Source organism: Amycolatopsis sp. GA6-003 (genome assembly GCF_046267895.1).
In the GTDB taxonomy this organism is placed as follows: domain Bacteria; phylum Actinomycetota; class Actinomycetes; order Mycobacteriales; family Pseudonocardiaceae; genus Amycolatopsis.
In genome coordinates, this window is the sequence record NZ_CP176499.1 from 4970137 (window position 1) to 4996245 (window position 26109).

At 68.6% G+C, this 26109-nt stretch carries 18 protein-coding genes; 5 read left to right on the top strand and 13 right to left on the bottom strand.

Annotated features, from left to right (window positions below; genetic code table 11):
• Nucleotides 1–969: 969 nt before the first annotated feature.
• Nucleotides 970–2469 (bottom strand): hypothetical protein, encoded by a 1500-nt coding sequence (locus F9C12_RS22245; RefSeq protein ID WP_409461722.1) that lies wholly within the window; start codon nt 2467–2469, stop codon nt 970–972.
• 98 nt (nt 2470–2567) lie between these two features.
• On the opposite strand from F9C12_RS22245, the gene F9C12_RS22250 reads away from it, so the two are divergent.
• The gene (locus F9C12_RS22250; protein ID WP_409461723.1) at nt 2568–2765 is read left to right on the top strand and encodes a hypothetical protein; all 198 of its coding nucleotides are present in this window, start codon (nt 2568–2570) and stop codon (nt 2763–2765) included.
• A 107-nt stretch (nt 2766–2872) separates the two neighbouring features.
• On the opposite strand, the gene F9C12_RS22255 is transcribed toward F9C12_RS22250, so the two are convergent.
• From F9C12_RS22255 to F9C12_RS22295, 9 genes are all read right to left on the bottom strand, one after another.
• Nucleotides 2873–3853 carry a M23 family metallopeptidase gene (locus tag F9C12_RS22255; protein ID WP_409461724.1) on the bottom strand — a complete coding sequence of 327 codons (981 nt, stop codon included), beginning with the start codon at nt 3851–3853 and terminating at the stop codon, nt 2873–2875.
• 35 nt (nt 3854–3888) lie between these two features.
• Nucleotides 3889–4755 carry a replication-relaxation family protein gene (locus F9C12_RS22260; protein WP_409461725.1) on the bottom strand — a complete coding sequence of 289 codons (867 nt, stop codon included), beginning with the start codon at nt 4753–4755 and terminating at the stop codon, nt 3889–3891.
• Nucleotides 4756–4900: 145 nt separating this feature from the next.
• Complete coding sequence (locus F9C12_RS22265; protein WP_409461726.1) at nt 4901–6163, bottom strand: type IV secretory system conjugative DNA transfer family protein; 1263 nt, start codon at nt 6161–6163, stop codon at nt 4901–4903.
• 182 nt (nt 6164–6345) lie between these two features.
• Nucleotides 6346–7584: a hypothetical protein gene (locus F9C12_RS22270; protein WP_409461727.1), complete on the bottom strand. Its 1239-nt coding sequence runs from the start codon at nt 7582–7584 to the stop codon at nt 6346–6348.
• A complete protein-coding gene (locus F9C12_RS22275; RefSeq protein WP_409461728.1) occupies nt 7581–9452 on the bottom strand; it encodes a VirB4 family type IV secretion system protein in 1872 nt (623 codons plus the stop codon). The genes F9C12_RS22270 and F9C12_RS22275 overlap by 4 nt, the downstream gene beginning before the upstream one ends.
• Before the next feature lie 3 nt (nt 9453–9455).
• On the bottom strand, nt 9456–10427 hold the full coding sequence (locus tag F9C12_RS22280; RefSeq protein WP_409461729.1) for a PrgI family protein: 972 nt from the start codon (nt 10425–10427) through the stop codon (nt 9456–9458).
• A gap of 23 nt (nt 10428–10450) precedes the next feature.
• Nucleotides 10451–12496: a hypothetical protein gene (locus F9C12_RS22285; protein ID WP_409461730.1), complete on the bottom strand. Its 2046-nt coding sequence runs from the start codon at nt 12494–12496 to the stop codon at nt 10451–10453.
• 47 nt (nt 12497–12543) lie between these two features.
• Entirely contained in the window at nt 12544–12882 is a 339-nt protein-coding gene (locus tag F9C12_RS22290; RefSeq protein WP_409461731.1) for a pilin, read from the bottom strand.
• A 201-nt stretch (nt 12883–13083) separates the two neighbouring features.
• Nucleotides 13084–13914 (bottom strand): hypothetical protein, encoded by an 831-nt coding sequence (locus F9C12_RS22295; RefSeq protein ID WP_409461732.1) that lies wholly within the window; start codon nt 13912–13914, stop codon nt 13084–13086.
• Between the two features lie 1207 nt (nt 13915–15121).
• Between F9C12_RS22295 and F9C12_RS22300 the strand changes: the two genes are divergently transcribed.
• The 4 genes from F9C12_RS22300 (at nt 15122) to F9C12_RS22315 (ending at nt 22692) form a co-directional block, all read left to right on the top strand.
• Nucleotides 15122–15547, top strand: a complete 426-nt coding sequence (locus F9C12_RS22300) for a hypothetical protein (RefSeq protein ID WP_409461733.1) — start codon at nt 15122–15124, stop codon at nt 15545–15547.
• Nucleotides 15544–15822: a hypothetical protein gene (locus F9C12_RS22305; protein ID WP_409461734.1), complete on the top strand. Its 279-nt coding sequence runs from the start codon at nt 15544–15546 to the stop codon at nt 15820–15822. The genes F9C12_RS22300 and F9C12_RS22305 overlap by 4 nt, the downstream gene beginning before the upstream one ends.
• Entirely contained in the window at nt 15819–16145 is a 327-nt protein-coding gene (locus tag F9C12_RS22310; protein ID WP_409461735.1) for a hypothetical protein, read from the top strand. The genes F9C12_RS22305 and F9C12_RS22310 overlap by 4 nt, the downstream gene beginning before the upstream one ends.
• A gap of 406 nt (nt 16146–16551) precedes the next feature.
• Nucleotides 16552–22692 (top strand): NACHT domain-containing protein, encoded by a 6141-nt coding sequence (locus F9C12_RS22315; RefSeq protein ID WP_409461736.1) that lies wholly within the window; start codon nt 16552–16554, stop codon nt 22690–22692.
• A 410-nt stretch (nt 22693–23102) separates the two neighbouring features.
• Here the strand turns inward: F9C12_RS22315 and F9C12_RS22320 are convergent, their stop codons facing one another.
• Genes F9C12_RS22320 through F9C12_RS22330 form a run of 3 tightly spaced genes read right to left on the bottom strand, consistent with a single transcriptional unit; the run spans nt 23103 to nt 25873 of the window.
• Nucleotides 23103–24068: an ABC transporter C-terminal domain-containing protein gene (locus F9C12_RS22320; protein ID WP_409461737.1), complete on the bottom strand. Its 966-nt coding sequence runs from the start codon at nt 24066–24068 to the stop codon at nt 23103–23105.
• Complete coding sequence (locus F9C12_RS22325; RefSeq protein ID WP_409461738.1) at nt 24065–25159, bottom strand: recombinase family protein; 1095 nt, start codon at nt 25157–25159, stop codon at nt 24065–24067. The genes F9C12_RS22320 and F9C12_RS22325 overlap by 4 nt, the downstream gene beginning before the upstream one ends.
• Nucleotides 25160–25210: 51 nt before the next feature.
• Nucleotides 25211–25873 (bottom strand): HNH endonuclease family protein, encoded by a 663-nt coding sequence (locus F9C12_RS22330; protein WP_409183799.1) that lies wholly within the window; start codon nt 25871–25873, stop codon nt 25211–25213.
• Nucleotides 25874–26109 lie beyond the last annotated feature (236 nt).

Sequence of the window (26109 nt, forward strand, 5' to 3'; positions counted from 1 at the left end):
GAAACGCTCAAGCCGTTGGTCTCCGACGCTTGTCCGGATAGCACGCGGCGGGGCCAGACCCCCTCTCTCTCGGCAGAAACATGGGAGCCGGGCCGGAAAACGTCCGGCGGAAGTCCGGAAGCCGTGGGGTTGACCAGCTTCAGCACGAACACCGCACGGATGACGATCATCATCGACGTCGATGCGGTGACGACCTTCGCTCATGATCAGTTCAGGGCCGGAGTGCTGTGGTCCGGTCCGGGTGCACAGGGCAGGAAGATCCTCCAGTCGCAGCGACCCGCGGTCGAGCGTACGGGGCCAAGAACGGTGCAAGTGCGTGAAGCGCGAACTAGTCCACGACGTCGAAAAGATCAGGCGAGGAGTGGCTGCGATGAACAAAGCCGCGGATCTCGACGAGGACGCAGCAGACCTTGCGGTGATGCGCACCAAGCGCGAGCGTGGGGAACCGATCCCTGAGGCGGCGCTGGCGGCGGCCGCCCGCTACGTGGAACGTCACTACCCGAAGGGCCGAATCCCGGAACAGCTCATCGAGGACTTTCCATCTCAGATCAAGTGCCCGACATGCCGAGTAGAGACTGAGCCGAGCAGGACGCGGTGTCCCCGGTGTGACGCTCCGATCTATCTCCACTGGACTGCGACGGCAGCGAAGCCACTGGTGGTGCGCGATGACCGGGGCGTGGAATCGTCCCCACCCGCATGCTGCGCAGCGCACACGCCCGGCGAAACAGCATAAGTAGCAGGGGCGAACGGCTTGCACAGCGTCCGCCAGGCCAACGCGGTCTGTTCTGGTTGTGGTGCGGGAGCAGGCCGAGTGCACAACCGCTACCAGCGTTGCCTCTCAGACTTCGCGATCGGCAGACAGGAGACAGCGGGCCGGGTTGGTGGTGCGGCGGTTCTTCTGCGACAACGCTGGCTGCGCGAAGCGCCCAACCACACCGGGTTCCAGGTGCGCGGGTGGGGAGGCCCCGGCTAGTCAGGCCGCATGCCACCACCGCGGATGCCTATTCGGCTAGCGCGGCCGTAGATCGGTGCGGGATCGTCAACCGGCGCGATCTCCGGTAGCTCGGCCGGCTCCTCCAAGCGAAGCAAGCGGTACAGAATCCTATCCAGCACGCGGGAGGGTTCGGCCTCAACCGCAGGCGCTTCGCTCGACGCCGATGACTCCCGCTCGACGGGGCGAGCCGCCAACTCCAGCTGTGTGCGCACGTCCCCATCAAGGTCAAACCGGCTTGCCGATACCCCGGCGGGCGAAACGCCGTCGATGGCCAAAACCGGATGACCCAGCGCCGCGCCATAGGCGGTCATAGAACCGTGATCGCCGATTACCCAGTCGGCGGCGACCAAGGTTGCCTGCTCACCCGCCAACGGCGGGACCAGCACGAGCCCGCTGTCGAACGCTCCCCGCAGCCACTGCCGGAGCTGCCACCAACCATGAGCGCCCCAGACGTTGGGATGAACAACGAGAGCGACACGAAACTCCTTCGCCGGCAATTGCGCGAGCAACGTGTCAACCAGCCGAGGATGCCGCCCCAATAGTGACTGTTGACCCCATGTCGAGGTCACGACAACCAAACGGCAACTCTCGTCCAGACCGAGAACACCCCGATAGTGATCTCGGGATGACATGCTCGCCACCATGCGATCCAAGGTGGGATCGCCTACAACGACCGCTGATTCGATGGCACGCGGAGCGATAGCACCGAGACGCTCTAGGGCAGCGTCGTCCCTCACTCCGATGCGAACGGGAAGCAGCGCAGCATCTTCGGCGACCCAGTCCCGCCACAATCCGAAAACCGACCGCTGTTCTGAACTCTGGAGAGTACGGTCGGGCTCGGGCGGGTACGGATAACTCAATGGATGAGGCATCACTATTAGTGGGCCATCGATTTCCGCTAGCTGACTGGTTGCATTCGTGGTCAGGACCAGGTCGAAGCCCTGCGCTACCGCCTGGTGCCACGGGATCGTTATCGCCCCGAGGGAGTCCAGAGCAGACGACAGGCGGCCTCCAAAGTCTGATCCTTCCTCCATCGTAAACACGACCTGAATCCTGGAGTCGACGCTAAACAGCGACACGACATCCAGCATTCGCGCCAACGAGGTGATATTTCCGACCACCGCCAGCACCATGCGGGTAACCGGCACCGTCCTCCAGACGCTGCCGTCCCGGAGCGACTGTGACGGCCGTCGGCTGCCGCTACCCGCGATCGCGTCTGCGAGCGCGGATCGTCTAGCGATCCATTCGGCTTCGTTGCCACCCCACGCCCGAACCAACGCCGACACCACCTGCGGGCTCGGCAGCCGGTCGCCTTTGAGCGCGGTGTACAGCGTCGAGCGGGGAATCTTCTCTGTCGAGCTAATCTGATCGATGCTGGCGGCACCCTCCTCGTTGGCCGCCCGCAGTTGCCGCAGATCACGCGCGAATTCGGCCAGGGGCCCGAGCGCAGGGTCAACGGGCTTAGCTCGAGCCATACCCACCCCCCTCTCGTCTAGCGATGTCCACAATGTCTAGCATGCATGCTTCGCGGCCTGCCGGCCACGGCAACCAGCAGCCTAAGGAGCAACCTGCCATGGACAAACCAGCACCCAACAGCGCGCTCCTCGTCATCATCGCCGTGCTCCTCGGCGTCATCGCGGCCCTCATCGCCGGAATCCTTGCCACCTCCAACGGAGGAACCACCGCCACGGCGATCATCAGCGGCGGTGCCGGCTTCGGTAGCACGGTCTCACTGACCCTGTTCATTATGAAGTCCTTGCGCGTTCTCTAACACCGCGCTCGCCGGAATGCATGCAAGATCGTCTCCTCCTACGCCGTTCTCGATGCTGGTGTGACATCGGGATAGTCCAAGTCTCCGGCCCGGACCGGGCGGCGTCGTTACAGGTCGCACAGCCGGGGCGCGTGCTGTTGCTGGTAGAAGGCGACCGGGTCGGTGGGCTGCCCGCCGGGCTCGACCTGGAAGTGCACGTGCGGGCCGGTGGACTCCCCGCGGTTGCCGACTTCGGCGATCGGTTGTCCGGCGTGGACGGATTGGCCGACGGCGACGAAGTTGCGGTTGTTGTGCCCGTAGGTGGTGATCACACCTTGGGCATGTTCGATCCGGACCCAGAGGCCGTAGCCACTGGCTGGGCCGGAGGCGATGACCCGGCCGTTGCTGGCGGCGACGATCGGTGTGCCGATGGGGGCCGCGATGTCCTGCCCTCGGTGGAATTCGCCGCTTCGGGGGCCGAAACCCGAGGTGCACCGCCCGGCGACCGGGGTAACCCAGCTTGTGTTGCTCGGTGACGGCGGGGCCGGGACGCAGGACACTCCGGTGAGTGCACCGACGATGTGCCGGGCTTCTTGTTCGTGCTGGGCGTATCGCTCGGGGAATCCGGAGCGTTGCACGGCTTGGGCGGCTGGGGCGAGCCCGGTTTGCTGCCAGTTCGGCAACGCGACCAGGCGCCGGTAGAACTGCGTGGCGGCGTACGCAGCATCGAGTATCTGTGCGCGGGTGCCCCAGCCCATCGAGGGGCGCTGTTGGAACAGGCCAAGCGAGTCGCGGTCTCCGTAGTCGAGGTTGCGGAGCCGGGATTCGGTGATCGCGGTCGCGATGGCGATCACCCAGCCGTATTCGGGCACGCCGCGCTGTTTTCCGACGGCGACGATCGTTGCGGCGTTGGCGATCTGGTCCCTGTCGTATCCGGCTACGCTTCCGGTCGGCGTACCGGTGGCGGTGCAGGCGAGCGAGCCGCTTGCACCGCCTGCGTCGCGGGCACCGTCGGTGCCGAGGACCGCGCCGAGGCTGGCGGAGAGGAACAGGACCGGCGCGAGGGTCGCGCATCCGGCGGTGACGGCGAGTTTCATGGTCGCTTTCACGAGATCCTCTCTCCGTCAGTGAGGGTGCCGGGGCGCTAGGCGGGATCTCGGGTGCGGGCGAGGTCGGCGAGGAGTTGCCGCTGGCGGCTGTGGAGGGGCAGCCACACTGGTCCGGCCGGGTCGCGCAGTGCGTCGGCGTGGGTGGTGGCGATGTGCCAGCCGACGTCCCCGGCGGCTATGCCGGGGCCGGTCGGGTCGGCGGCGCTCAGGCGGTCCCGGAGGTTGGCTTCGCGGCTGAGCGAGGGCAGGCCGAACAGCACCCAGAAGCCGTGGCGTTGCTGGGTTTTACGTGCTGGCAGTGGTCCGCCTGCGCGGGCGAGTTCGGCGTATCCGTCGAGTTTCTGGATGACGCGGGTGAGGGATTCGGTGCCGGTGTCGTGTTCGTAGCAGGCCACGATCTGCGCACCGTGTTCGCGGTAGACGATGAGCGCGTCGGGGCGTGCGAGTCCGCCGCAGTCGGCTGCGGCGGTTCGTTCGCCGTGCCACAGCCGGACTTCGGCGTCGTCGCTGCGGCGTGCGTGTGCGGTCAGGGCGGCGAGGACGTCGTTGATGCCGAGCAGGTGCGCCAGCCGCGGGTCGGTCGCCAGCCGGAGCACCTGTTCGCGGACGGTGCTGGGCCGGGGCGGGGTCTGGCCGCGCATGGCGGCGAGGACGCCGTGTCCGGCGACTCCGAGGGTGTAGCGCCATCCGGTGAGGGCGCCGTCGCCGCGCGGGTGGCGGAACCGGTCGAGCACGTGCCAGCGCCACAGGCTCAGCAGCCGCCGTTGCGCGCGGTTGAGGCTCGGGTACGGCAGCAGGGCGGCGACTTGGTCGCTGGTGAGCACGCGGTGCTCGGCGAGCAGTTGCAGCAGGTCCCGGTCGCGTTCGGTCAGCCGCGAGGCCAGTTCGACCGGATCGGCCATGGTTCCTCGGGGTCGGTGACGCCGGACTCGCCCTGCCTTCGCCGTCGTGGGGTTGGCGTCGTTCTGGTTGTCGGGCATGGGAAACGTGCCTCCGATCGCGAAACGCGGACAGGAAATCGGATGGCCCGTGGCGGGCCGGTGCAGGTCAGGTGAGTTCGTCGTGTTCGGGGTCCAGGCCGGTTGCGGGTGCGCGGGTGGCGAACATGCGGCGGCTCCGGTCGCGGTCGCGGATCGCGCGGTCGATGCCGTGGGCGCGCGCGGCGGCGCGCAGTTCCTCGGCGCGGCCGGCGATGACCGGTGGCGGCGGCAGGGTCCGCATGGTGAATCCGGCGGTGTCGCGGTTGCCGATCGACAGCCGCACCGCAGCCTGATACGGAGCGAGCCGGGCGAGATCGCTCTGGTCGAGGTGCGGGCCGACGTGCGCGGCGAGGTGCCGGGCGTCGTCAGGGCTCACGCCGAAGAAGGACTTGTTGCGGGCGTTGGCGTCCAGGGCCGTGGCGAGTTCGGGGGTGAGCTGGCCGAGGTGCTGGTGCGCGAGGACCCATCCGAGGTGGTAGCCGCGGGACTCGGCGAGCGCGTCGCCGAGCGGGGTGGGCAGGTGGAGGAAGTTCTGCGCTTCGTCGATCATGACGGTCGCGTCGGCGCGATCGTGCTCTAGCTGGTGCGAGCGCCCGATCGCGGCCTGCCAGAGCGAGGCCACCAGCAGCGATCCGACCAGCCGTGCGAGGTCTTCGCCGAGTTCGCCTTTCGGCAGCCGTGCGAGCAGGATCCCGCCGTCGAGGATGTCGGCGGGGACGAAGCTGGAGGTGGCGGTGCCGAACAGGTCCGCGACGAACCGGCGCCCGGTGACCGCCCTGAGTTTGGACAGAACGGGTCCGGCTTGCGCCGCTGCGGCCGCTGGGGTGAGCCTGTCGTAGGAGGTCCAGAACCCGCCGATGCCGACCGGGTCCTCTCGTTTGATCCGGCTGGTGACCTCCTGCCGGTATCGGGGGTTGGTCAGCAGCAGCGGGATGTCGGCCAGAGTCGAGCCGGGGCGCTGGGCGAGGGTGAACGCGGCGGCGCGGAGGGTGTCTTCCACGCGCGGTCCCCAGGAGGCGGAGTAGATGCGGTGCAGGGTGGAGACCAGGTGTTCGGCGACGATTTCGCCGCCGAGTCCGGCCGGGTCGAGCACGTTGAGTGCTGGCGGGGCTTGGGTTTCGTCGGGGTCGATGAGCACGAGCCGTTCGCCGGCGTCGCGGGGCATCCGGTCGAGCAGGTCGCGGATGAGGTCGCCGCGCGGTTCGATGACCGCGACGCCGCGGCCCGCTTCGATGTCGGCGAGAGCCAGGTGCAGCAGCAGGGTCGACTTGCCTTTGCCGGTGGCTCCGGCGAGGTGGAGATGGGTGCGGGCGTCGGCGACTGACAGCACGACTCGGCGCGCCAGCCCGGCGTCGGTGACTCCGAGCTGTTTTGGCGTTGTCGGCGCGGATCGTTCGGCGGGCGGAGCGTGAGCCGGGCCGGGCCAGCCTGGATCGGGGAATCGGGTTTGTGCTGATCGGCTGATGGTTTCTTGTTCGTGGGCAACGGAATCCCTCTCTTCCCGGCGCAATGTCAGAGGCGTCGGGTGGCGTCGATCGGCGCGGGAACGCTGCGGGCTTGCCCGCTGGAGAGCGCGTCCGTTCGGGCTGGCAGGTGCGCCAGCGCCGCGAGTTCCGCGGCCGAGAGCAGCGCGCCGCGCCGCATCCGCCGGGCTTCGACCGCCGCGCGCGGCTTCGCCAGGCGGTGGCGCGCAAGGGCGTTGCGTCCGGCCAGGAGAGCGAAGGCACCGAACAGCGAGTCGGCCAGACCGCGAACCCGGGCAACGGCGTCCGGCCCGGTGGCGGTGGTGGCGGCGTAGTAGCGCAGTCCGACTTCCCACTGCGGCTGGAGCTTTTTCGCCCGGATCTCGCGCAGTTCCTCGGTCTGCTGCGGATCCAGTCGCCGAACCGGACGGTCCCCGGCATCGTGGGTGGCGGCGGTGGACTTGCTGCCGGTGACGATCTCCAGCAGCTCCCGGACGAGCACCGACACAGACCCGGCTACTGCTGAGCGGCGACCTGGGCGTCCGGAGTGCAGCCGGTCCACGGTGCGGCGGTAGCGGCGCAGCCGCCGGCCGACCGCGGGCCGCGCCAGGATCTGCACGACTGCCGACTCGCCGTCGGCCAGTTGCCCGGCCACGGCCTCCAACGCCCGCAACGGATCGGCGGCGTCATCGCGGGGATCGGGTACCCGCAACGGCAGGTGTTCCGGGCGTTCGGGGCGCACGGTGCCGCCGGTGACCACCAGCCGTGTCCGCGGCGCGGGCTCCGTCGCTGCGGGGTTTCGGCTGGTGTTGCGGTCGGTCCGGTCGAGGACGAGGGTGCCGGGCCAGGCCGCGCGCAGGGCGGCGTCGATCCGGCTGGTCGGTAGCGGTGCGGGCAGCCACATGCAGAGGGCGAGATCCTCGCCCGCGCTCAGGTGGTATTCGACGGTCAGGTGCGGCAGCCCGGCGACGAGACGTTTCCAGCGCGGCGGTGCCAGACCTGGCAGGTCCCACCACAACCGGCGTGCCCCGGCGAGCGCTGCGGCCGGGTCGAGCCCGGCCGGAGGCAAGACGGCCACCAGCCGGGCGCCCTCGTGCCAGCGCCGCCGCGCCGATCGCCGCAACCGCGCCACCGCCGTGACGGCGAGTGCCGCGAGAACGGCGACCGCGATCACCCACACGCGGTGCTGGGCGATCCAGGCCGAGACGCCGTCCCAGGCGGCGGCCAGCGTGGTGAGAATCCTCGCGGCCGGCTCGGGCACGGCGAGTGTGATAGACGTTGTGTTCATGGTTCGAGGTCGTCCTCGTCGTCGGCCGGGATTCCCGCCAGGAACTCGGGGTCTGTCGTGATGAGTTCGTCTTCTTCGTCGGAGGCGAGGGCGTGGAAGGCCACCCGGTACAGGCCGGCGATCAGCAACGCTTCGCCGATTCCGGCGGCGAGCAGGTAGGCGCGTTCCCCGTCGGAGAGGCGGAACGCGTCGGCGATGGCGTCGATGGCTTGTGCCGCCTGTCGCATGAGGACTTGTGTCGCGGCGTTGGACACGATCGCTTTGCCCAGATCGCTGGCGAGCACGTCCGCGGCGTCCTGCGACACGAACGCGAGCCCGGCCCAGTACTTGCGGGCGGTTTTGGCGAGCCGGTAGAGGGATCTCGCGGCTTCGGGCTGGTGCATCAGCAGCCAGGCTTCGTCCACGATCACCAGCCGCCGGCGACGGTGGTGCGGGTCGAGCACGCGCCGCCACACGGCGTCCAGCGCGATCAGGGTGCCCACCGACTTCAACTCGTCGGGCAAGTCCCGCAGCGAGATCGCAACCAGATGCCCGTCCGGCGGGGTCGTGGTCGGCCCGTCGAACAAGCCGGAGAACGATCCGGACACATACGGCGCGAGGCGCGCGGCCAGGTCCGCCCCGGCCGGATCCCCGCCGTCTGTGCTGTCGGCGTTGAGGGCGGCTTCGAGGTCGGCCAGCACCGGGGCGGGCCTGGACCAGGTCCGGCTGTCGGTGGTGATGCCGACCGCGGCGTAGGTGGCGGTGACGGCCCGGTCGAGCACGGCGGCCTCCTGCGGCGACAGCGACTCGCCGAACATCACCGCGAGCAGGGTGTGGATGAACAGCGACCGGCGCGTCAGGGCGTCCGGGATCTTGTGCGCTCCTGGTGGAAGGTCGAACGGGTTCAGCCGTACGCCGGGTGCGCCGAGATGCAGATAGGCGCCGCCGACGGCCTCGGCGAGGCGCTGGTACTCGTCCTCCGGGTCGATGACGAACACCTGCACCGCGACCTCGCCCTCCGGTGCCGGCCGGTGCGGGTCCGGGTACAGCGAGCGCAATGCTTCGAGTTTGGTGAGGTACGACTTGCCCGCGCCGCTGGTCGCGAGCGTGACGGAGTTGTAGTTGTCCTGGCTCCACCGGTCGAACAGCACCAGGCCGTTGGAGCTGGCGTTGCCCCCGTACAGCCGGCCGGTCAGCGGCGCGTGCGGAGAAGGGTCCGTAGTCGCCAGATCCGGTGAGGTGAAGGGAAAACTCGCCGCCAGCGCCGGGGTGTCGAGGGTGCGGCGCATCCCGAGCAGGTCGACCCCGAGCGGCAGGGTGGAGGTCCAGCCTTGCACCGACCGCCACGACGCGGGCTGGGCGTCCAGCAGCAGGCTGGAGGCCAGCGACCGGACCTCGGACACCTCGGCGTCGAGATCCTCCTCGGTGCCCGCGTGCACGGTGAGGTAGAGCCCGACGCGGAAGAGTTTCGACTCGCCGCGGGCCAGGGCGAAGGCCATGTCGGCGGCGTCCGCTGCGGCGGCCTCGGTCTCCGGGTCGTCCAGCTTCCCCTTCTCCGCCGACGAATTCCGCGCGGATTCCAGCCGGCCTTGCTGTCGGCGGAGCCGTTTCGCGGCGACGGCGGGGCTGATCGGGTCGATGTGCAGCGCGACGTCCAGGCGACCGGGATAGGACAGCAGCGGTTCCAGCCACCCGGCACCGACCTCGGCCGGATAGCCGGTGACCGCGAGGGTGGCGGCATAGCCGTCGCCGACACGCAGCCACCGCGGACCGACTTCGACCGCGTCCGGCCCGGCGACAGCACCGGCCCCGCTTCCGGGCGAGCCAGTTGCGGAACGGCTGCCGACGAGACGGCGGGCACCGCGCCGGAGGAGTTCGATCGTGGTCACCGCTCAGACCTCTAGATCCTCGTCGGTGCCCGGCCGGTGCACGGCGGGCTGTGCGGTGACGACGCCGGACGCGGTGCCGGCGCGGGTCGCGGCCGGGTCGCCGTTGGGGTCGGCGGCGGCGCTGAGCACCGCGTGGGCCGCCGCGCCGTCGAGCGGGGCGACGACGACCTCGCAGCCGCGCAGCGCACGCGCCGCTTCGTGCGCGCGACGGGCCACGGCCAGTGCCGCGCTCGCATCCCGGCCCTGCGGTCCGGCGACAGGTTGGCGGAACACGACGGTGACGCGGCGGCGCAGCAGGTCCCGGCTCGCCGCCAGCTCGCGCAGGAACTCCACGTACCCGCGGCACGCCTGCTCGAGCGCGGGGTGCGGGAGCCCGCCGGCCTCGTCGGCGAGCGCGTCGAGGTAGGGCTCCAGGTCGAGGCGCTGGGCGCGGACCACGACCTGGACAGGGCCCGACAGCGAGTGCAGCCACCGGGAAAACCCGGCTATGAGGCTGTTCTGCTCGCCAGCGCTGCGCAGCCCGAAGTTGACCGTGGAACACGCCGCAGTGTGCGCGGTGCCGTGCTGGCCGAGGTCGATCGCGCCCTCGGCCGAGATCGCTTCCGCCGGGAGCCGCAGAGGTGCCGGGAGCGGCCCGGCGTCCGCCGCGACCCACGCGGGCGCGCCGGGCACCGAGTCGCCGCGCACGCTGTCGGCAGGCACCAGGTGCCGGGGGCTCCGGTGCTGTCTGAGCGCGGCGAGCAGCCAGGCATCGAGCGTGAGGCCGTCACGGCGCATGGTCACCAGCGCGAACGCGGCACCGCCGACGGGGACCGCGACCGCGGCGAACACCACCGGAGACACGAAGGCGTGGGTGAGCTGGTAGCCGCCCCACAACAGCAGCGCGGTGACGCCGAGAATCGCGGCCTGCCGGGCGGTCAACCCGAACAGGATCTTGTCGGGCTTCTCCACGTCGGCGGGCACGCGCGCCGACATCGGAACCTCCTCGTCACCGCGCATCAGCGGCCACCCCCTTTCTTGGGATTCCGTTGCTTCGGCGTCGCCGCCCCGGAACGGGGCGCGGCCGGTTGCTGTCGCTTCGGTGCGCCTCCGGTGGTCGGGCGTGCCTGGTTGCTGCGGCCCGCGGTGCGCGGTGGCACCGGACTGGCACCCGGTGCCTGCGGCGGCTGAGTGGTTGCCGTCGTACGGCGCGCGGCCGTGCCGGCGGAACGGGACGGCGCGCGCGGCGTGGCCCGGTCCCGTGCCTGGCTCGCGGTAGCCGGCCGAGCCGTCTTTGCTGCGGTCGACGTCTGGGCGTCGGCCGCGGTCGGAGGCGGACCGGAACGACGCCGCAGGTCGGGCGATCCCCACCGGGTGGACTCGATCGGCGGCGCCACGGTCGCTGCGGTCGGCGTGCTCGACATCCGCGCGGGCACAACGGCACCGGAGGCGGGAGTGAACCCGCCGTCGCTCCACGGCTGCCTGCGCTCGCGGGCGGCGGCACGCGCGTCTCGGGCCATGCGCGCGGGCGCGGCCCATGCACGAGTGGCCTGTTCCCGCGCCGCGCGTGCAGCACCGCGGGCCATCCGCTGTGCTCCGGGCCCGAACGCGGCTCCGCGACTGCGGGATGCGCTGTGTGCGGAGCGCGGGCCGCCCGCTGGACGGCTGCCGCGCGGCCGGGCAGTCGCGCCGCTGGTCCTGCGGCGCTTGCCTTTGCCGCGAGCACCGGCGCCCTTGCCGATGCCGAGCATTCCCAGGCCCTTGGCGATGGCCGCGTACTTCACGATCGACCCGATCGCCGACCGCCCGCCGAGGCCCACGTGCTGCATCACCCAGGACGGGATTTTGATCAGGATGAACAGCAGCACGACGGAGATGACGAGGTTCATCAACCCGCCCGACACACCGAGCAGCTGACTGGCGCCGGGGCCGGAGGTGCCCTGGACGAAGAACACCTTCACGAACACGACGAGCGTGACCGCCAGCAGCACCTGGATCCCCAGCACCCCGAACAGGCCGCGCCACCAGAGCTTGGCGATGCCCTCGGTGTAGGGCGAGGCGTGGCACACGAGCGCGAGCGGCCCGGCCACGACGACGATGACGGTGATCGTCAGCCGCACCACGTACAGCGCGAGCAGGACGACGGCGAGGATCAGCACGACGAGCGCGACCAGGATCATGAAGATCCCGCCCTTTTCCAACTGGCGGTGGATCTCGTCCTTCACCCCGGTTGTGATGCCGCCGGACCCGTCGCCGGCCAGGATCCCGGTCGCGATCCCGTTCACCGTGGTGATCGCCAACCCGATCAGCGACAGCGACGCGTTGACCGCGATGAATCCGACGACGATCCGCGGCAGCGTCTCCTTGAGCGTGACCCGGGTCTGCAGCGTCTCGTGCGACGCGACCACGATCCCGCCGATGACGACGAACAAGATAAACAGCGAGTTCGCGACCCAGCGCGTGATGTCCCACAACTGACTGATCTGCGGGTTGCCCGCCAGATCCGGAGTCGTCATCGACGTCCGGCCGACCAGATCGAGCACCGGGTCCATCGCCGAGGTGACCAAGTCGGTGAACCACTTGTCGATCGCCTGCCCGGCCTTGCACACGACGTCGAGCCAGCCGCAATCCGCGGTGTCCGTCTGCGGCTGCGGCCCCTCCAGCGGCGCGGGTGGCGCGGGCACCACCGGATGGCTGGGGTCGATCTGAATGGGCGGCGGCTGCGCCGGGCTCGACGACGCGGGAGCCGGCGGGTTCCAGGGCTGCGGCGGCTGCCCCGGCTTCGGCAACGGCGGCAACTCGCTCGGCCAGCCCGGGCCCGGGTTCGTCGGCAACGGCATCGGCAGCTGCGCCGAGCCCGGCACCGACACCGGCGGGGGTGCGGGCGCGGCCTTCGGCGGCGTCGGGAACCGGATCTCCGGCCCGGGAGCGGACCCCGTGGGCAACGGCATCGGCGGCGGCTGCGCCTGCGCGTGCCCCGCCGAGGCACCCAGCAGCGCGGCCACGAACGAGCAGACGAGCCCCGCCAGGACGGCGACGCGCAGCCGGGCGGCGAAGCGCGGCACCCGGGGAGCGAACGGGCGGGCAGGCCGCGGCGAGCAGTTCGTCATCCTCAGCCCACCACGCTCTTGAGGACCTCGACGAGGACCGGCGCGAGCATCGCCAGGCCGTACCCGATGGCGGCGCCGCGCAGCGTCTTCTTCGCCCGCTCGACCTCGCCGGGATCCCCGTCCGCGCCGAGGTAGCGCGCCCCGCCGATGGTCAGGAACAGCGTGGCCAGACCGACCAGCAGACCGATCAGGATGTTGCGCACGTTGTCGATGACCTGAGCCAGCGACCCAGGCGGCGCGGCGACGACGATCGTGTCGGCCGTCGCAGGCGCCGCCGCGGCGAGCAACAGGATCCCGGCGACGCCGAGGACCGTGACGGCACGCAGCCGCCGTGCAGACATGCCGCGCCGACAGCGCGGTGGTCGCAGAGACATCCCGGATCCCTCCCGAGGACACCCGCGGCGGGTGGGCGAAGTGGATGCGAGGGCAACCAGGGGTCCGGCCACGGACCCCGCGGTATGCCGCACCGGGCGCAGCCGGCGGCAGGCGATCGCGGGGATGCGTGTGTGTCCGGTGCTCGACCTGGTTCCCCTCACACCGCTCTAAAGCGGGGGGCGGGCCGAATTTTTGCAGCCGGGTTTCGCTTTCTTTTCCGGGCGCGACGCGCCGAGCCAGGAAATGAGGGCGGACTCGGCCTTTTCCCGAGCGCGAAACACCCGGAAATACGACTCGCCCAATGCTTCCGCGGCCTCGTGAACGCGCATTCCGTCCAGCCGTGTCGAGGCGATCAGCGACGCTTCGGCCGCGGTCAGCACGCCCTCGCGCACCGCTTCGGCGAGCACCAGATCCTCGTGACCGCGCACAGGCGGGCGCGGCTCGCACGACTCCCACAAGGGCGCGGTGCGGGCCGCGTAGTCCCACTCCGCCGCCCGCAGTTTCGCGCCGGCGCGCTGGGCCGCCCACACCAGCCGCGCGGCCAGCGCGCCGGCGTCCGGGTCGATCTGCTTCAGCCGGGCGGTGAATCCGGTCAGCAGCTCGGCGTCGATGTCGTCGACGTCGCCGAGGTACCCGGCGGCCAGCTCTCCGGCGGCTTTGCGCAACCCGGGCAGCGCGACCCCGACGGCGCCGACGACCCACGCGGGATCACCGGTCTGCGCGGCCGTCACCAGCTCCCGCCACGCCGCTTCCCGTGCGGCCCCGGAGGTCGCCCGGTCCAGCAGGACGTCACGCAGTTCGAGCAACGGCACGCGCCGTCGCGGCAGCCCGAGCCCGATCCGCGCACAGTCCAGCGCGAGCGGCTCGGGGCCGGTGCACAACAGCCGGAACGCCTCCTCCGCGATGTTCAGCACCGAGCCGGTGTGGACAGGCACGTTGCCGGTGCGCGGTCGGGTGCGGCGGCGAAACGGTTCCCCGCGGTCGGCGCGCGGATTCATAGGTGGCATCGCAGGACTCCCCGAATGCGAGCGACCCGCGCCAGGCATCGGCGCGGATCGGACAGGTCGATTGACGCCGTCCATCCCGCCGAAGACCGCTTGCCGAAACCTTCCCCGCCGACCGTGAAAACCGAGCCGCAAGGAAACCGTCAGGAACCGCCCCACCCGCCCGGCATCGACCAGCCGACGGCCTCGCACATGCCGTGACCTGCGCTGCAAGGAATCCGCAAGGGGAATTGCGCGGTCGCGCGGCCGAGCGGAAACTCCGCGAAAGATGGCGGCCGAGCCAGTGGTGCCGCGCTTGCCGCCCGCCTGCTCCAAGCTGAACGCGGAAGGATCCAATCCGGTGCCGCCGCGGATCGCGCGCTGCCGGAATTCGCGGACGTTCCCGCTCGCCAAGCGATGTGGGCGAGGGAGCCTCGACGGTGCCCACGACAGAGCCGGCGGAGCCGGGCGTTCCCGTCGGCACGGGAGGCTGGAGCGCCGGGCGCACGCGACAGCGCGCTCCGCGTGACAACTGTCGGTCTCAGCAGCGAGGCCCTCCCACGACGGAGCCGAACGCGCGTCGGACCCAACTGTTTCCTGAGCCGAGTTCTGCTCGGACAGACGTCACGACAACGTGGAGCGTCTCGGCCCGACGCGTGTGCGCGGACGCGCAGCCGGACGGCGGCGCGGGAGACCGGTCGTTCGCCGTGTCAATACGGTGCTCCGGCACGACGCACGCCCGAACCATCTGCCATCGCGAGACGCCACCAGGCAGCCCTGGAGCACAGGGCCCGTACGCAATGACCGCACACGATGCGGAGGCGAGGCGCAGCGTTTCCCCCACGGCACCAGGGACGAGTGCGGGCGACGCCAGGACCTACGTCCCCGACGCCCTCGGGTGCCTTGGGGCAGGGGCTATCACGGTCCCAGGGACGCGTCTCGGTCAGCGTCGCCGCGCAGGCCGCACGCTCGGCCTTGACGAAGAAAACCGGGTCGTTGCACGCATTCGAGGCGCAGGGTGACAGGACCCTCGAAAGTTCGAACTCGCCTGCAAAATCCGGCGCAGAACCGCGCTTTAGAACAGTGTCGGAACCCGTCGCGGCGAATTGCGAGGACACTCACTATGGACATTGTTCCTGCAGCGCCGGAACCTTCGTCAGGAATCGAAGAAGAATCCGAAACGCAGGCAAGAAAAACCGCATCCGCGCCGCTGGGAATCTGGTTGTGCCCGCCCGCTCCCGCCGACGAACACGGCCCGCCGCCGTTGATCGAGGGCCTCACCCGCAGCCTCGTGCCCCGGGCCGTGACCGCCCTCGCCGCACCCGGCGACACCATCGCCGTGACCGGCCCGGACGCCGCCCGGATCACCGCGGTCGCCGACAGCGTGGGCGACCGCCGAGTCCTCTGCGTCGACCCCGAAACCGTCACCGCCGAAGGCTGCCGTCGTCGGACCGGCGGCGGCGCGAGCACGCCCGAGGACGGCTCGGTGGACCTTCTGCTCGCCGCCGAACTGCCCGCCCCCGGATCGACGCCGACGGCCAGCCCTACCGGTCCTGGGCACAGTGGCTGGCACCGGACGGAGTGCTCGCCGTCGCCCTCCACGACGAAGCCGGACGAGGGCGGCTCACCGACTCTGCCGGTGCAGTGACCACCGCGGCGACCAACGCCGGAATGCGCTACGCCCGGCACACCATCGTCGCACTCGCCCCCGTCGAGTGCGACCGGCTTCTCCGGTCCTGCCCGCCGGCCTCGGTCACCGTGCCCGCCGAGGCAGCGCATGCCAGCAAGCGCACCGACCTGCTGATCTTCCGGAACGACCCCGGTGCCGCCTTGACGCGCGCGGCCCGTTCCATTGCTCAGCGCGCACCGGAGCCGATTCCGCGGATGCGCCGCGAGTCCTCTCCGGCGATCGAGGCGCGATGACTGGCCGCCCTGCCCGACGCTTCGCACCCTCCGCCGACCGGCGGCACGCCAGGCGAGCAAGCGGCGAAGGCACTCCCCTCGACCATGACATCACCACCGCCGACGAGTCGGAGTCCGGCACGATCGACGCGGAATCGGCCGCGCGGGAGACCTACGCCGAGCAACAAGCGCGACTGGACGCCGAAGCGGTCAACCGGTGGGCCGCGATCGTGGAGGACTGGCCGCCGATGACTGAGGAACAGATCCGCGCCATCGCGGTGATCCTCAACCGGATCGAGGCCCGCCAGGAGCGGGAACGGGCTCAACAACAGCAGAGCAGCTAATCGCGACACAGACGAACGGTGGCTCATCGTCCATGGGACAGTGAGCCACCGTTCGTCTGTATCGCGGTCTGCCGTTCACGATTCCCCGCCCGCGCACTGCCGACCGATATCCCGCCCGGCTGGTCCGCGTCGCCCGCTGACCTGTCCGCAACCCGGCGCAGCTGCGATTGTCCTGATTATCGTCATCGCTCTCCGAGCGGCCTGCGCCAGTCGCCCATCCGCCCGGTCAGCCGCTTGGCGGACGCTGGAGCTTCTCCTTCACGCCCTGCCGTGGTATCGGCGCGGCTGATCACACGGGTTCCGCAATCGGACGCCCTGCAATTCTCGCCCCGGCGGGTGGAGCGTCCGATACCGGACGGCGCACGCCGGTATCGTGGTCGCTCCACAATCAAGGCGGGATGGCACGGTGAGACCCAGCGAAGGCGAAGTAAGGGCGGTTGTCGGCTTCGGTGCCCAGTACGAACTCGCTGCGCGAGTGGTGCTGACGAAGTTGCCTACGCTTGAGTGGATACGACTTGGCGATCCTGAAGCCGGCGTTGCGGACGACCTTCAGTTCGGCGCGGGCGGTACGCATTACGCCCTGCAGGTGAAGTGGTCCCAATACCCGGGTACGTACACCTGGGCCCAGCTGGCCAGCGGCACGAAGGACGAGCCCGCTCTGCTTCGCGATCTCGCGGACGCTTGGCAGAAACTACGGAACGTGACAGCCGGGCCGCTAGTCGTCTGCCTGTGCACTAACAACACCCCGTCCACGAGCCCAGCGAAGAGCACCACATCCATCGGGCAGTCGAGCGCGCCAGCGCCACGCAGCCTTGCCACGTTCCTGGCCCGGTCATTCGATCCAGTTCGTCACCTGATCACCGCCAACGGAACTCGCTGGGATGAGCTGGCGACCCGTCCCGAGGTCACGCAGTGGGAACCGGTATGGACTGCTTTACGCACCTGTTGCGGCCTCGCCGACGATGAGTTCGTCGCATTCCTGCGCGATCTCGACCTCAAATTCGGTCTCCACCCGGTCGACCCACTGTTGCGAGCAGGCCACGACTCGGCAGGCCGCGACGCCCAGCACTTGGCGCATACCCTCATGGAGATCGTCCGTGACCCCGCCCGGCCCACAGAACTGAGCCGTGACCAGCTACTTGAACGGCTGGGATGGCAAAACCGCCAGCGATACCGTCACCCACACCGGTTCCCAGTTCCAAAAGCGTACGTCGCCAACGACGCCGCACTTACTCAGTTGCAGCAGAGGCTCAATGTTCTGCCAGGCGGCTACACGGCTCTCGTCGGCCCAGCGGGGTCGGGCAAGTCGACGCTCTTGGCGAGCCTCGCCTTGCGCGGCCGCGTCGTGCGCTACTACGCATTCGTCCCCGACTCACCTGACCCACTGAGCAGCAGGGGTGAGGCCGAAAGCTTCCTGCACGACATCTGCCTGGCCTTAGAGGAAACCGGGTTGTACCGGCCTGGCGTCGGCAACAACCTCAGCTCCCAGCACGCTGTCCTTCAGGACCAACTCGACCAAGCCCGAAAACAGTGGATCGAACAGCATCGACCCACCTTTATCATCATCGACGGGCTCGATCACATCGCTCGCGAGCAGAACCCCACCCGGTCGTTGCTCGACGAACTGCCAGCTCCCGCAGCACTTCCGGATGGCGTGTTCGTCGTCCTCGGGACACAGACCACAACGATCTTGCCGCCGCCCATTCAAGCGACCCTCGAAACCGACAATCGCGTCGTGCCTCTGCCCCCGCTGTCAGACCACGAAGTCACCCAGATCGGCGACGCAGCCGGGCTCTCTGACTGGTTGACCCCAGGCCAGGCCAACAAGTTGGTTACGGCTAGCGAAGGCCACCCTCTGGCATTGACCTATCTCATCCAAGACCTCACCGCTCTGGCAGATAAGAGCGCCGACGCCCGCCGAGACCTTGCCGACACCATCCTCACCGCCGCGACTAGTACCGGCGGGGATATCCGCGCGCGCTACGAGGGTTACCTGCGCGCCGTCGCGGACGACTCCGACGTCTTGGAGTTACTCGCCGTCGTCGCGCGTTTGCGCGTCCCCGTCAACCTGGACTGGCTTGCGACTTGGGCGCAGCCCTCGGCGCTGACCGCGTTCACGGAACGTGCCGCGACCTTCTTCCGCCGTACCGGCCCAGAATGGCACTTTGTCCACAACAGCTTCCGTGTCTTCCTCACCGAGAAAACCGCGACGATCGCCGGACGTGTAGACCGATCCCGTGATCGTGCACTCCACGACCGGCTTGCCGGCCTCTGTGCCTCGGCCGACGATGACTGGCCACTGTACAGGGATGAAGAACTCGCTCACCGCCTGTTGGCTGGCGACATCGAGCAGGTCTTGGTCCTAGCCACGCCGCAACGGCTTCGCGGAGCCCTGACCGATGACCTGCGACCGTTGTCGACAGTGACGGACCACGCGCTGCTTGCCCTGCGCGCCGCAGTTGAAGCTGATGATTCCGCCGCGCTCTTGCGGATCTTGCTGTTCCGCAACGAACTATTGGCGCGGGGGCTAGCCTTGGATCCCGAGTCATTGGCAGACGCGATCGCGCATGTCGAACCCGGGCTGGAAGATGACCACATCGTCGCAGGAGGGCGTCTGCGTCTCAAAACGGACGCCGCTCTGGCCCACGCCGCTCGGTACGCCGAAGCCGGACGCATCGATGCCGCCGAGCGCATTGTTCGTGCCTGTGGGGGCCTCGCCGCGCTCGCCGCCTCCTCTAAGGTGGATGCTGACGCGGCGGCCGACTGGGCCGAGACTACGTGGTATTTGTCTGGTCTAGACGCGGTGCTCACCCAGCTCGACCGACAACTTCCGCGTCCATCCACCGAGTCGTTCCCGCCAGACGCAGCTCGAAAGTCACTGTGGGACGTCGATCGTGAGGAGCAAGACGAGTATCAGCGGGCGATAAGCACGATCGACTGCCGCCATCTCGTGCATGCGCGCTGCTTCGACCTTGCGGTGGAAGTCCGAGACAACGAAGTCCTGGACAGACTGACCGAGGTCATCGACAACGAAGCCTCGGCAGCGTGGCGGGCCCGAGCCCGTTTCGTGCGAGCCCGAGTCGCGGCCGCTGACGGAGAACGCCGAGCGGCTGTCCACTCGCTCCATGAACTGGCGGCGATCGACGCCTCCGCAACTGCCGAATCAGACGACGAAGACTCCTCAGCCCATGCGCAACGTCACGCGATTCCGTTGCAGCTGCGGGTAGCGGCGGCCGAACTCCTGATCCGCGAAGACCCGGACGCGACGACACAGATCGAAGGACTCGTTCCCGCTGGAACCACCACTGCGTGGCCAGACACCGTCGGGTCCGAGGCAGGACTCGACCCGTACCGGTCAATCGGCGGTCTGTTGCGTCTACGGTCCCTTCGTCCTGACCCGGTCTTGGCAGCTGCCGACTTGGTCACAGGCCGTCGCAACGTCGCCGACAATCGGCTCCTCAGCGCATTGCAGGCTCTCGGCGAATTAGAAGCGGGCCGTTTGAAGGCCGCCATGGGGCAAGGATCGCCACCGATCATTGCCACCTATGCTGACACGGTCATTCGCGTTCTCGAGGTACCACGCGAGCAGACCAGCGACTGGGCTGGGTGGTACGCCATCGCAAGAGCCGCTGTCGGTTGCTTCGAACGGCTCGTCCGAGTCGCCGCGGGAGGGCAGGACCACGACTTGCCTCGTGTCCTTGAGCAGTTCGATCGCGCGTGGAGAACACCTGAGCGTGCGCGGTTCTGGCCGGCTACGCGTCGGCAGGCCGTGGTGGTTGCCGCGCTCGAAACAGGGAGCGACGTTCGCATCTGGGCGACCGACTGGCTCTCGCGGCTCGACGCCGACATCGACACCACCCAAAGCGATCCCCATGACCGCACCTTAATGTGGCTCACACAAGCCCGAGCCTGGACACTGGCCGAGCAGCCCGCCATGGGACGGCAGGCCATCCAGCGGGCGGTGCGCGCGTCGGCGCACTTCGTCAGCAGCGATGGGGATAACCAACTGGCTGACTGGATCGACTGGCTTGAGGTGGCTATCGACAGTTCTTCGATCACTGCTGACGACGTGCCCGCAGCCATCTCCAGCTACGCCTCACGACTGGAGTCAGCGGCCTCGATTGGTGAACACATCGCTGGCGCTGCTGCCGAACGGCTCATCAAGCTCGCATTTCCGCACGACGTCGCACTGGCCTGCCGACTTGCCGACCAGCTCTGCGATGCCGAAGCGCTCTCGGAGGACGACGCCATCGAGGCAATCGTGCTCGGCGCTTGCCGCGACGATCGGATCCCGGCCAGCATCGCGGCCTCCGCCGCTGCGCGCGTCCTGTACCCGGTCAAGCGCTGGCCCACTCAGGCGATAGCCGACGCCATCCGCGGTAGAACTGGACCCGACAGCGAACCAAGCATCATGCTCGCCGACGCTGCTCGGGTCTGGTCGGTGACCGATAACCAGCTCGAGGACGCTGAACCAGAAGAGGCTGCCAGCAACGTACGGCATGTCGACGATCATGAAGTTGTCGCACTGCCGGAAAACCCCGGGGCACTGCTGGCACAGCTGCGGCGTGCCGCAGACCAACCGCCGCGTAGCCGCGAATATTGGAACGACGCTGTCGCCCGAGCGGCGACAGGAACAGTTCCTCCCTCAATCGCGCGCGCGTTGCTGGAACACGCGGAGCTTCGCCAGCTCAACGGTCTCGCGCTTGGCGGCATCGTCGCACTCGCCGCCCGATCCGGTGAAGCCGATCGCGCAGTTGGTGTGCTCACGAACGCTCTTGCACATCTGCCGGGCTACGGGTGGCTGCGCTACACCGACCGAGGAACCCGGCTCACCCTTTTCGACGCTGCTCTCCGTGACCGGCACCCGGCGCTGGTGTCACTAGCGCGTCACGATCTGCTGAACTCGATCGTAACCGGCGCTCTGCCCGATCAACTGGAGCCGCGAAGCCTGCGTCGCATCATCGAACTCGTTGCGGGGAAGGACATCGTCGCTGCAGCATGGACCGAGGTCGATCGACATCTCGATGTCCTGATCCCCGATGGGGATGACGACCTCGCGATCGCGACATCACGCACCACGGACGAATCGCCACTGCAGGGGCTTACACGCTGGCTCTGTGGCTACCTCGGCCATCCGATCCGTCCCCTCGATTTCGGCGCGCGACACGTTCTCCAGTGCATTGAGCAACACGAACCCGCGATCACGGACCTCATCCTCACCGAAGCTGTCCGCCGTGGCGGCTGGGATGCAGAAGCAGCCCTCCTGACGATGATCACCGCTCCCGGCATCGACGAACCGCGTCCGCTGTCTCCTCAGTTGTTTGCTGCCATCCGTGCTGCGGGGACAGGCCCGGATGCCATCATTCGGGACCTCACGCGTCGCCTGGCGCGACAACACGGGGAAGACATCCCGCACGCACCAGCACGTCCGCTGCCTGGGAGTTACCAACTTGTTTTTCAGCCCTTGCCCGAACGCGTACCGCCGGAAATGAACAGCGACGGTGTGCCCCATCTCGACCTGAACGACCCCCAGCAAATCGTCGCTCCATTCGACACAGCGTCAAAGTTGATCGCTCGCATGGCGAGCCTCGACACGGTCGCGGTCATGCATCGTGTCGCCACGATCGCCCGATCGAACGACGAGCGATGGACGCGCGGCGGCCACCATGAACACTTCAGCCGACTCGCACAACGCGGGCTGCGCCTCTCCTACCGTCCCTGGGCATACATGGTTGGCCGCCGCGCATTCGGACATGTTCTCGCGGAACTGCTCGACGCCGGACTCCTCAATGGCAAATATCCGGCATACCAACTGTGCGCCATCACCGAGAAAAGCATGGAGATCGAGGTATCCGCCCTCGACGCATGGATACCCCTCCCGTGGCGTCCCGAAGGCACCCGCACCTTCTCCGTGGCCACCTGGTGCCAAGAAACCGCCGATGCCGCCATCGCGTACATCGACATGTACTCGACTGCGTCTCCGTACGTACTCGCCGAGCGGAGCCAATGGTGCAGTCTGGAATGGGGCACGCCGGAAGAAGAGCGACGGCTTTACACCCAGAACGGGAGTGGACCCTCAGAAGAGCACGAAGGAAATGCGTGGCATCGCGAGTGGAGGTGCATGGACCGCTACCCGGACGGATTACCCCAGGATTGGGACGGTCGCACTCTCGTGCTGGATGGCGATGAACAGTGGAGCGACGCGCCGATTTTGAACTGGCTAGCGCTGCATCCCCAAGCTGGACGGCAACTTGGCTGGACGCCAGACGAACGTTCCATGTTTGGCTGGAAAGGACCAGACGGGGAATGGCGAGCGAGAACTGTCCTGCAAGCACGCGGCCAGCTAAGCTTCCAACCGCCGGCAGCGGCGGCATGCGCTGAACTCTGGCAAGTTGTCGTCAGCCCCCGTGGGTACACCGAACTGTCCGCGATGTTTCGTTCTCTCAAAAGAACGCTTGAAATCACGCGCATTCAACCCCCAAACAGACGCGAGGGAAGGGAGGGCAACGAACAGAGCGCTACTGTCTTGCTACGCGAACCGTCGTAATCTGTCGTCGACTCTGACGGCAGCACCGTCGGTCACAACGGGGCTTTACGGCTTTCGCGGCGTCCTGCCGAACTGGGCGATCATGGGCTGCTCCACCACAGCAGTGTGCATTCGACCAGATCTGCGTCCCAGTTGGGACGCTCGAAGTCGCTGTACGTGCGTGATCGCTGCAATGGTTGCTGATATTGTCCAATCGCCTCGCCAGATCGATCAGTGACATGCGGTAACGAATGCGGAATCCGACGCAGCCGGCCGACCTAGTCAGCTCGAAGTCCATCGGCCACATCTGCAACGGCACGACTGACCGTGGCTCACCACCTGCGCTGGGTTCGTGAGCCACAGTCGGTGGATCCGGCCTGTCCTGTCAGGAAGTCCATGCGCCGGGGCCGGGTGCGCGGGCGGTCGTGTCGCTACGTTTCCGAGCCGCTCGGGGGCTGGTTGTGAGACCACGTGTCGTGGTCCAGGTGCTCGGGGTGGTTCTCGTCGTCCAGGTTGCGATCGAAATACGCCGCCGCGTTGCCCACCGCGAAGTCCCACACCCACGAACTGCCGTCCACGTACAACCGCGGCTCCGGGAACATGAGCGGGTCGCCGCCTTCGGCGTAGTCGCGCGGGACCCCGAACATGGCCACCTGACAGGTGTGGTGCTTCCCGTTCGGGCGCCGGAATTCCAGATCCCACACGTACCGGCCGTCGTCGCGGTCGGCCTCGGGGCGGCGGCGGGACGCGACCAGGGTGTAGTCCCACCGCGCGCGCACGTCCGCGACGAACGCGTCCAGGTTGGCGGCGGCAGTGTCTTCGTGCGCGGTCGGCAACGGTCCGCTGCCCGGACTGACTATCGCCATGGAAGGACCTTTCTCGTCGCTGGTACTCATGCTGCCCCTGTCATCGCTGGTAGCGCGGTCAGCCGCCGGGACCGGGGCGGTATCGGCCCGGCCGCGCTTGGGCTTGTACGGCTCGACGCGGACGCGTTTCGGATCGAACGTGCGGAACCCCGTGCGGGCGGACGGATAGACGCAGAGCGTGTCCCGGCCCAGCGCGTCGCTGAGCATGGCGCGTCGCTCGCCGACATCGGCCGTGTCCCATTTCGCGGCGGCTTCCTCCTGGCTCATCGCCTCGGTGGGGCCTTCCGGGTTGCCGACGGTCAACTCCTCCCGCTCCGCCTCCAACCGCGCGAGATCCTTCAGCAGGGGCTCGTTCGCCCTGTCATACGCCTTATCCGACATCTGCCGCGCGCCCCACTTTGCCGCGATCGCTTCCTGCCGTTCCTCGCACTCCCTGATCTCAGCCTCGACCGTGGCCAGCCGATCGGAGACCAGCGCCCGCGCGGCCTTGATCGCCGCCGCGTGGTTCTTGTCCGACAAGCGCGCGATCACCAGGGCGCGGATTCCCGGTCCACCGCGCGCATGTCCGCCGCGACCTTGCCGCAGCCCCCGCGGGCTTTCGGGCAGTGGTACTGGCGCCGCCGCTCGCCGTCCGGATATTCGCCGACGTGCGGCCGGGCGGACAGCTTCTTGCCGCACTTCGGGCACGTCGCGATCCCGGACCCCACATACGTATTGCCCGGCTGCCGCCCCCGGGTGCGCCCAGCGAACAACGCTCGCAGCCGCTTGAAATCGTGCGGGTCTACGATCGGTTCCCCCGGCATCTTTCCGACGATTTCCCCGTCGTGCTCGATCAGGCCCGCGTTGCGCGGCCGCAGCAGCACGTCCCGGACCTGTACCGGGCGGAACACCCCGCCGGTAACCGTGCGCAGCCCGGCCGCGTTCCATTCCTCGGTCACCGCTTCCTGCGTCACCTTCGCCAGGAGCGCGCGCGTCCCGGACCGCAACGCGGCACGTTCCCGCTCCACCAGCTCCGCCGGAACCGGCTCGCGGGTGTCGTTGCCGTCCTCGTCCAGCGCGTCTTCCTTCGGCACCGTCCGGTCCAGCCCGGGGAACCCGAACGACCGGCCCTGCAAGTGCGGGACGCCCCTGCGGCGCAGCGTGTCGAACCGCCGCGAGATCCGCTGCGACGCTTCGTCTGAGTTGCGCTGGTTGTGCGCGACCTCCTGCCGCAACTGGTACCGGTCGTTGTAATCCGACAGGTCATAACGACCGTGCGAGGACCCCACCGTGACCGAGTCGAAGCCCTCGACCAGCTTGAACAAGTCCTCAAGATCCGAGGACAGGCGCCAGCCCCGGTCGGTGTTCCACAACACCACGCCATCTGACGCCCGCGACGCGATCCGCTTGATGATCCGTTCCCACCCCTTGCGGCGGACCTTCGGATTCCACGCGGACAGCTTCGGGTCGGAGATCTCCTCGCCCAGCACGCCGCCCAACCGCGCGATCGTCTCGCGGTTGTCGGCGTGCTGGACCTCGCACTTCTCCAGCTTCCCCTTTTGGTTGCGGGACAGCCGCGCGTACGAGTCCAAGATCGGCTGCCGACCGCCCCAACCAGCAGTAACCTCGTAACCGTGACCCATACCACCACGGTAGGTCGTCAAATGAGAGTCCGCTAGAACCGGGATAAACACTCACGACGCTGGGCAGCGCTTCAGCATGTCCTGCAGGGCGTTCTTCTCCATATCGGTGATCGTCAGCCCGTAGTAGTGCTTCACCGTGACCCAGTCGGTCGCGTAGGTGCACCAGAACGAAACCAGCGGCGGCTTCCACTCGTCCGGGGCCTTGTCGCTCTTCTGCCGGTTCACGCTCGCCGTCACGGCGAACAGCTGCGGGCGCGTGAGGTCGTTCGCGAACTGCTCGCGCTTCTCCTGCGTCCAGTCGCGCGCGCCGCTGACCCAGGCCTGGCCGAGCGGGACCATGTGGTCGATGTCGAGCTGGGTCGGCTTGGTCCAGGTCTGGCCGTCGTACACGCTCAGCCAGGTGCCCGACGTCGGCTTGCAGTCGCTGCCCGTCTTGACGTCCTTGCCCGCGCGCTTGAGGACGGCCTCGCGGGTGTCGCAGTTGTCGCCTTGGCTGTCCCAGTGCTTGAACTTGTCGCGGGAATAGCCGGTCATGGTGCCGCGCGCGCCGATCTTCAGCTCGGACAGCTGCTTCGTCGCGTCCGCGGCGGACGCCGGAGCCGCCTCGGACTGGGAGTCGCCGACTTCGCGCTGGCCGTACCAAAACCCGACGACAGCGATGAGCAGCACGACCGCGAGCAGCACGGTGCGCTTGGTGGGGAACGGCCGGGCCATGGTGCGCGTGATCCTCTCGGGCGGGGAGTTCGGGGAGCCGGAGTATGCCTGTCACCGGGCCGGTAATCGCGCAGACACTCTCGGCAGCACCGCGGCCGTGGCAAGGACCACGTTGGGCCAGTTGTGGGCTGCCAACGAAAAAGCCCAGTTCAGCGGGGGTGGATAACGCTCGCGAAGGTGTCACGTCCGCGCCGCTTGAAACGACTGTCTTCAGTGGGGAGCCGGAAAGGAGCGGG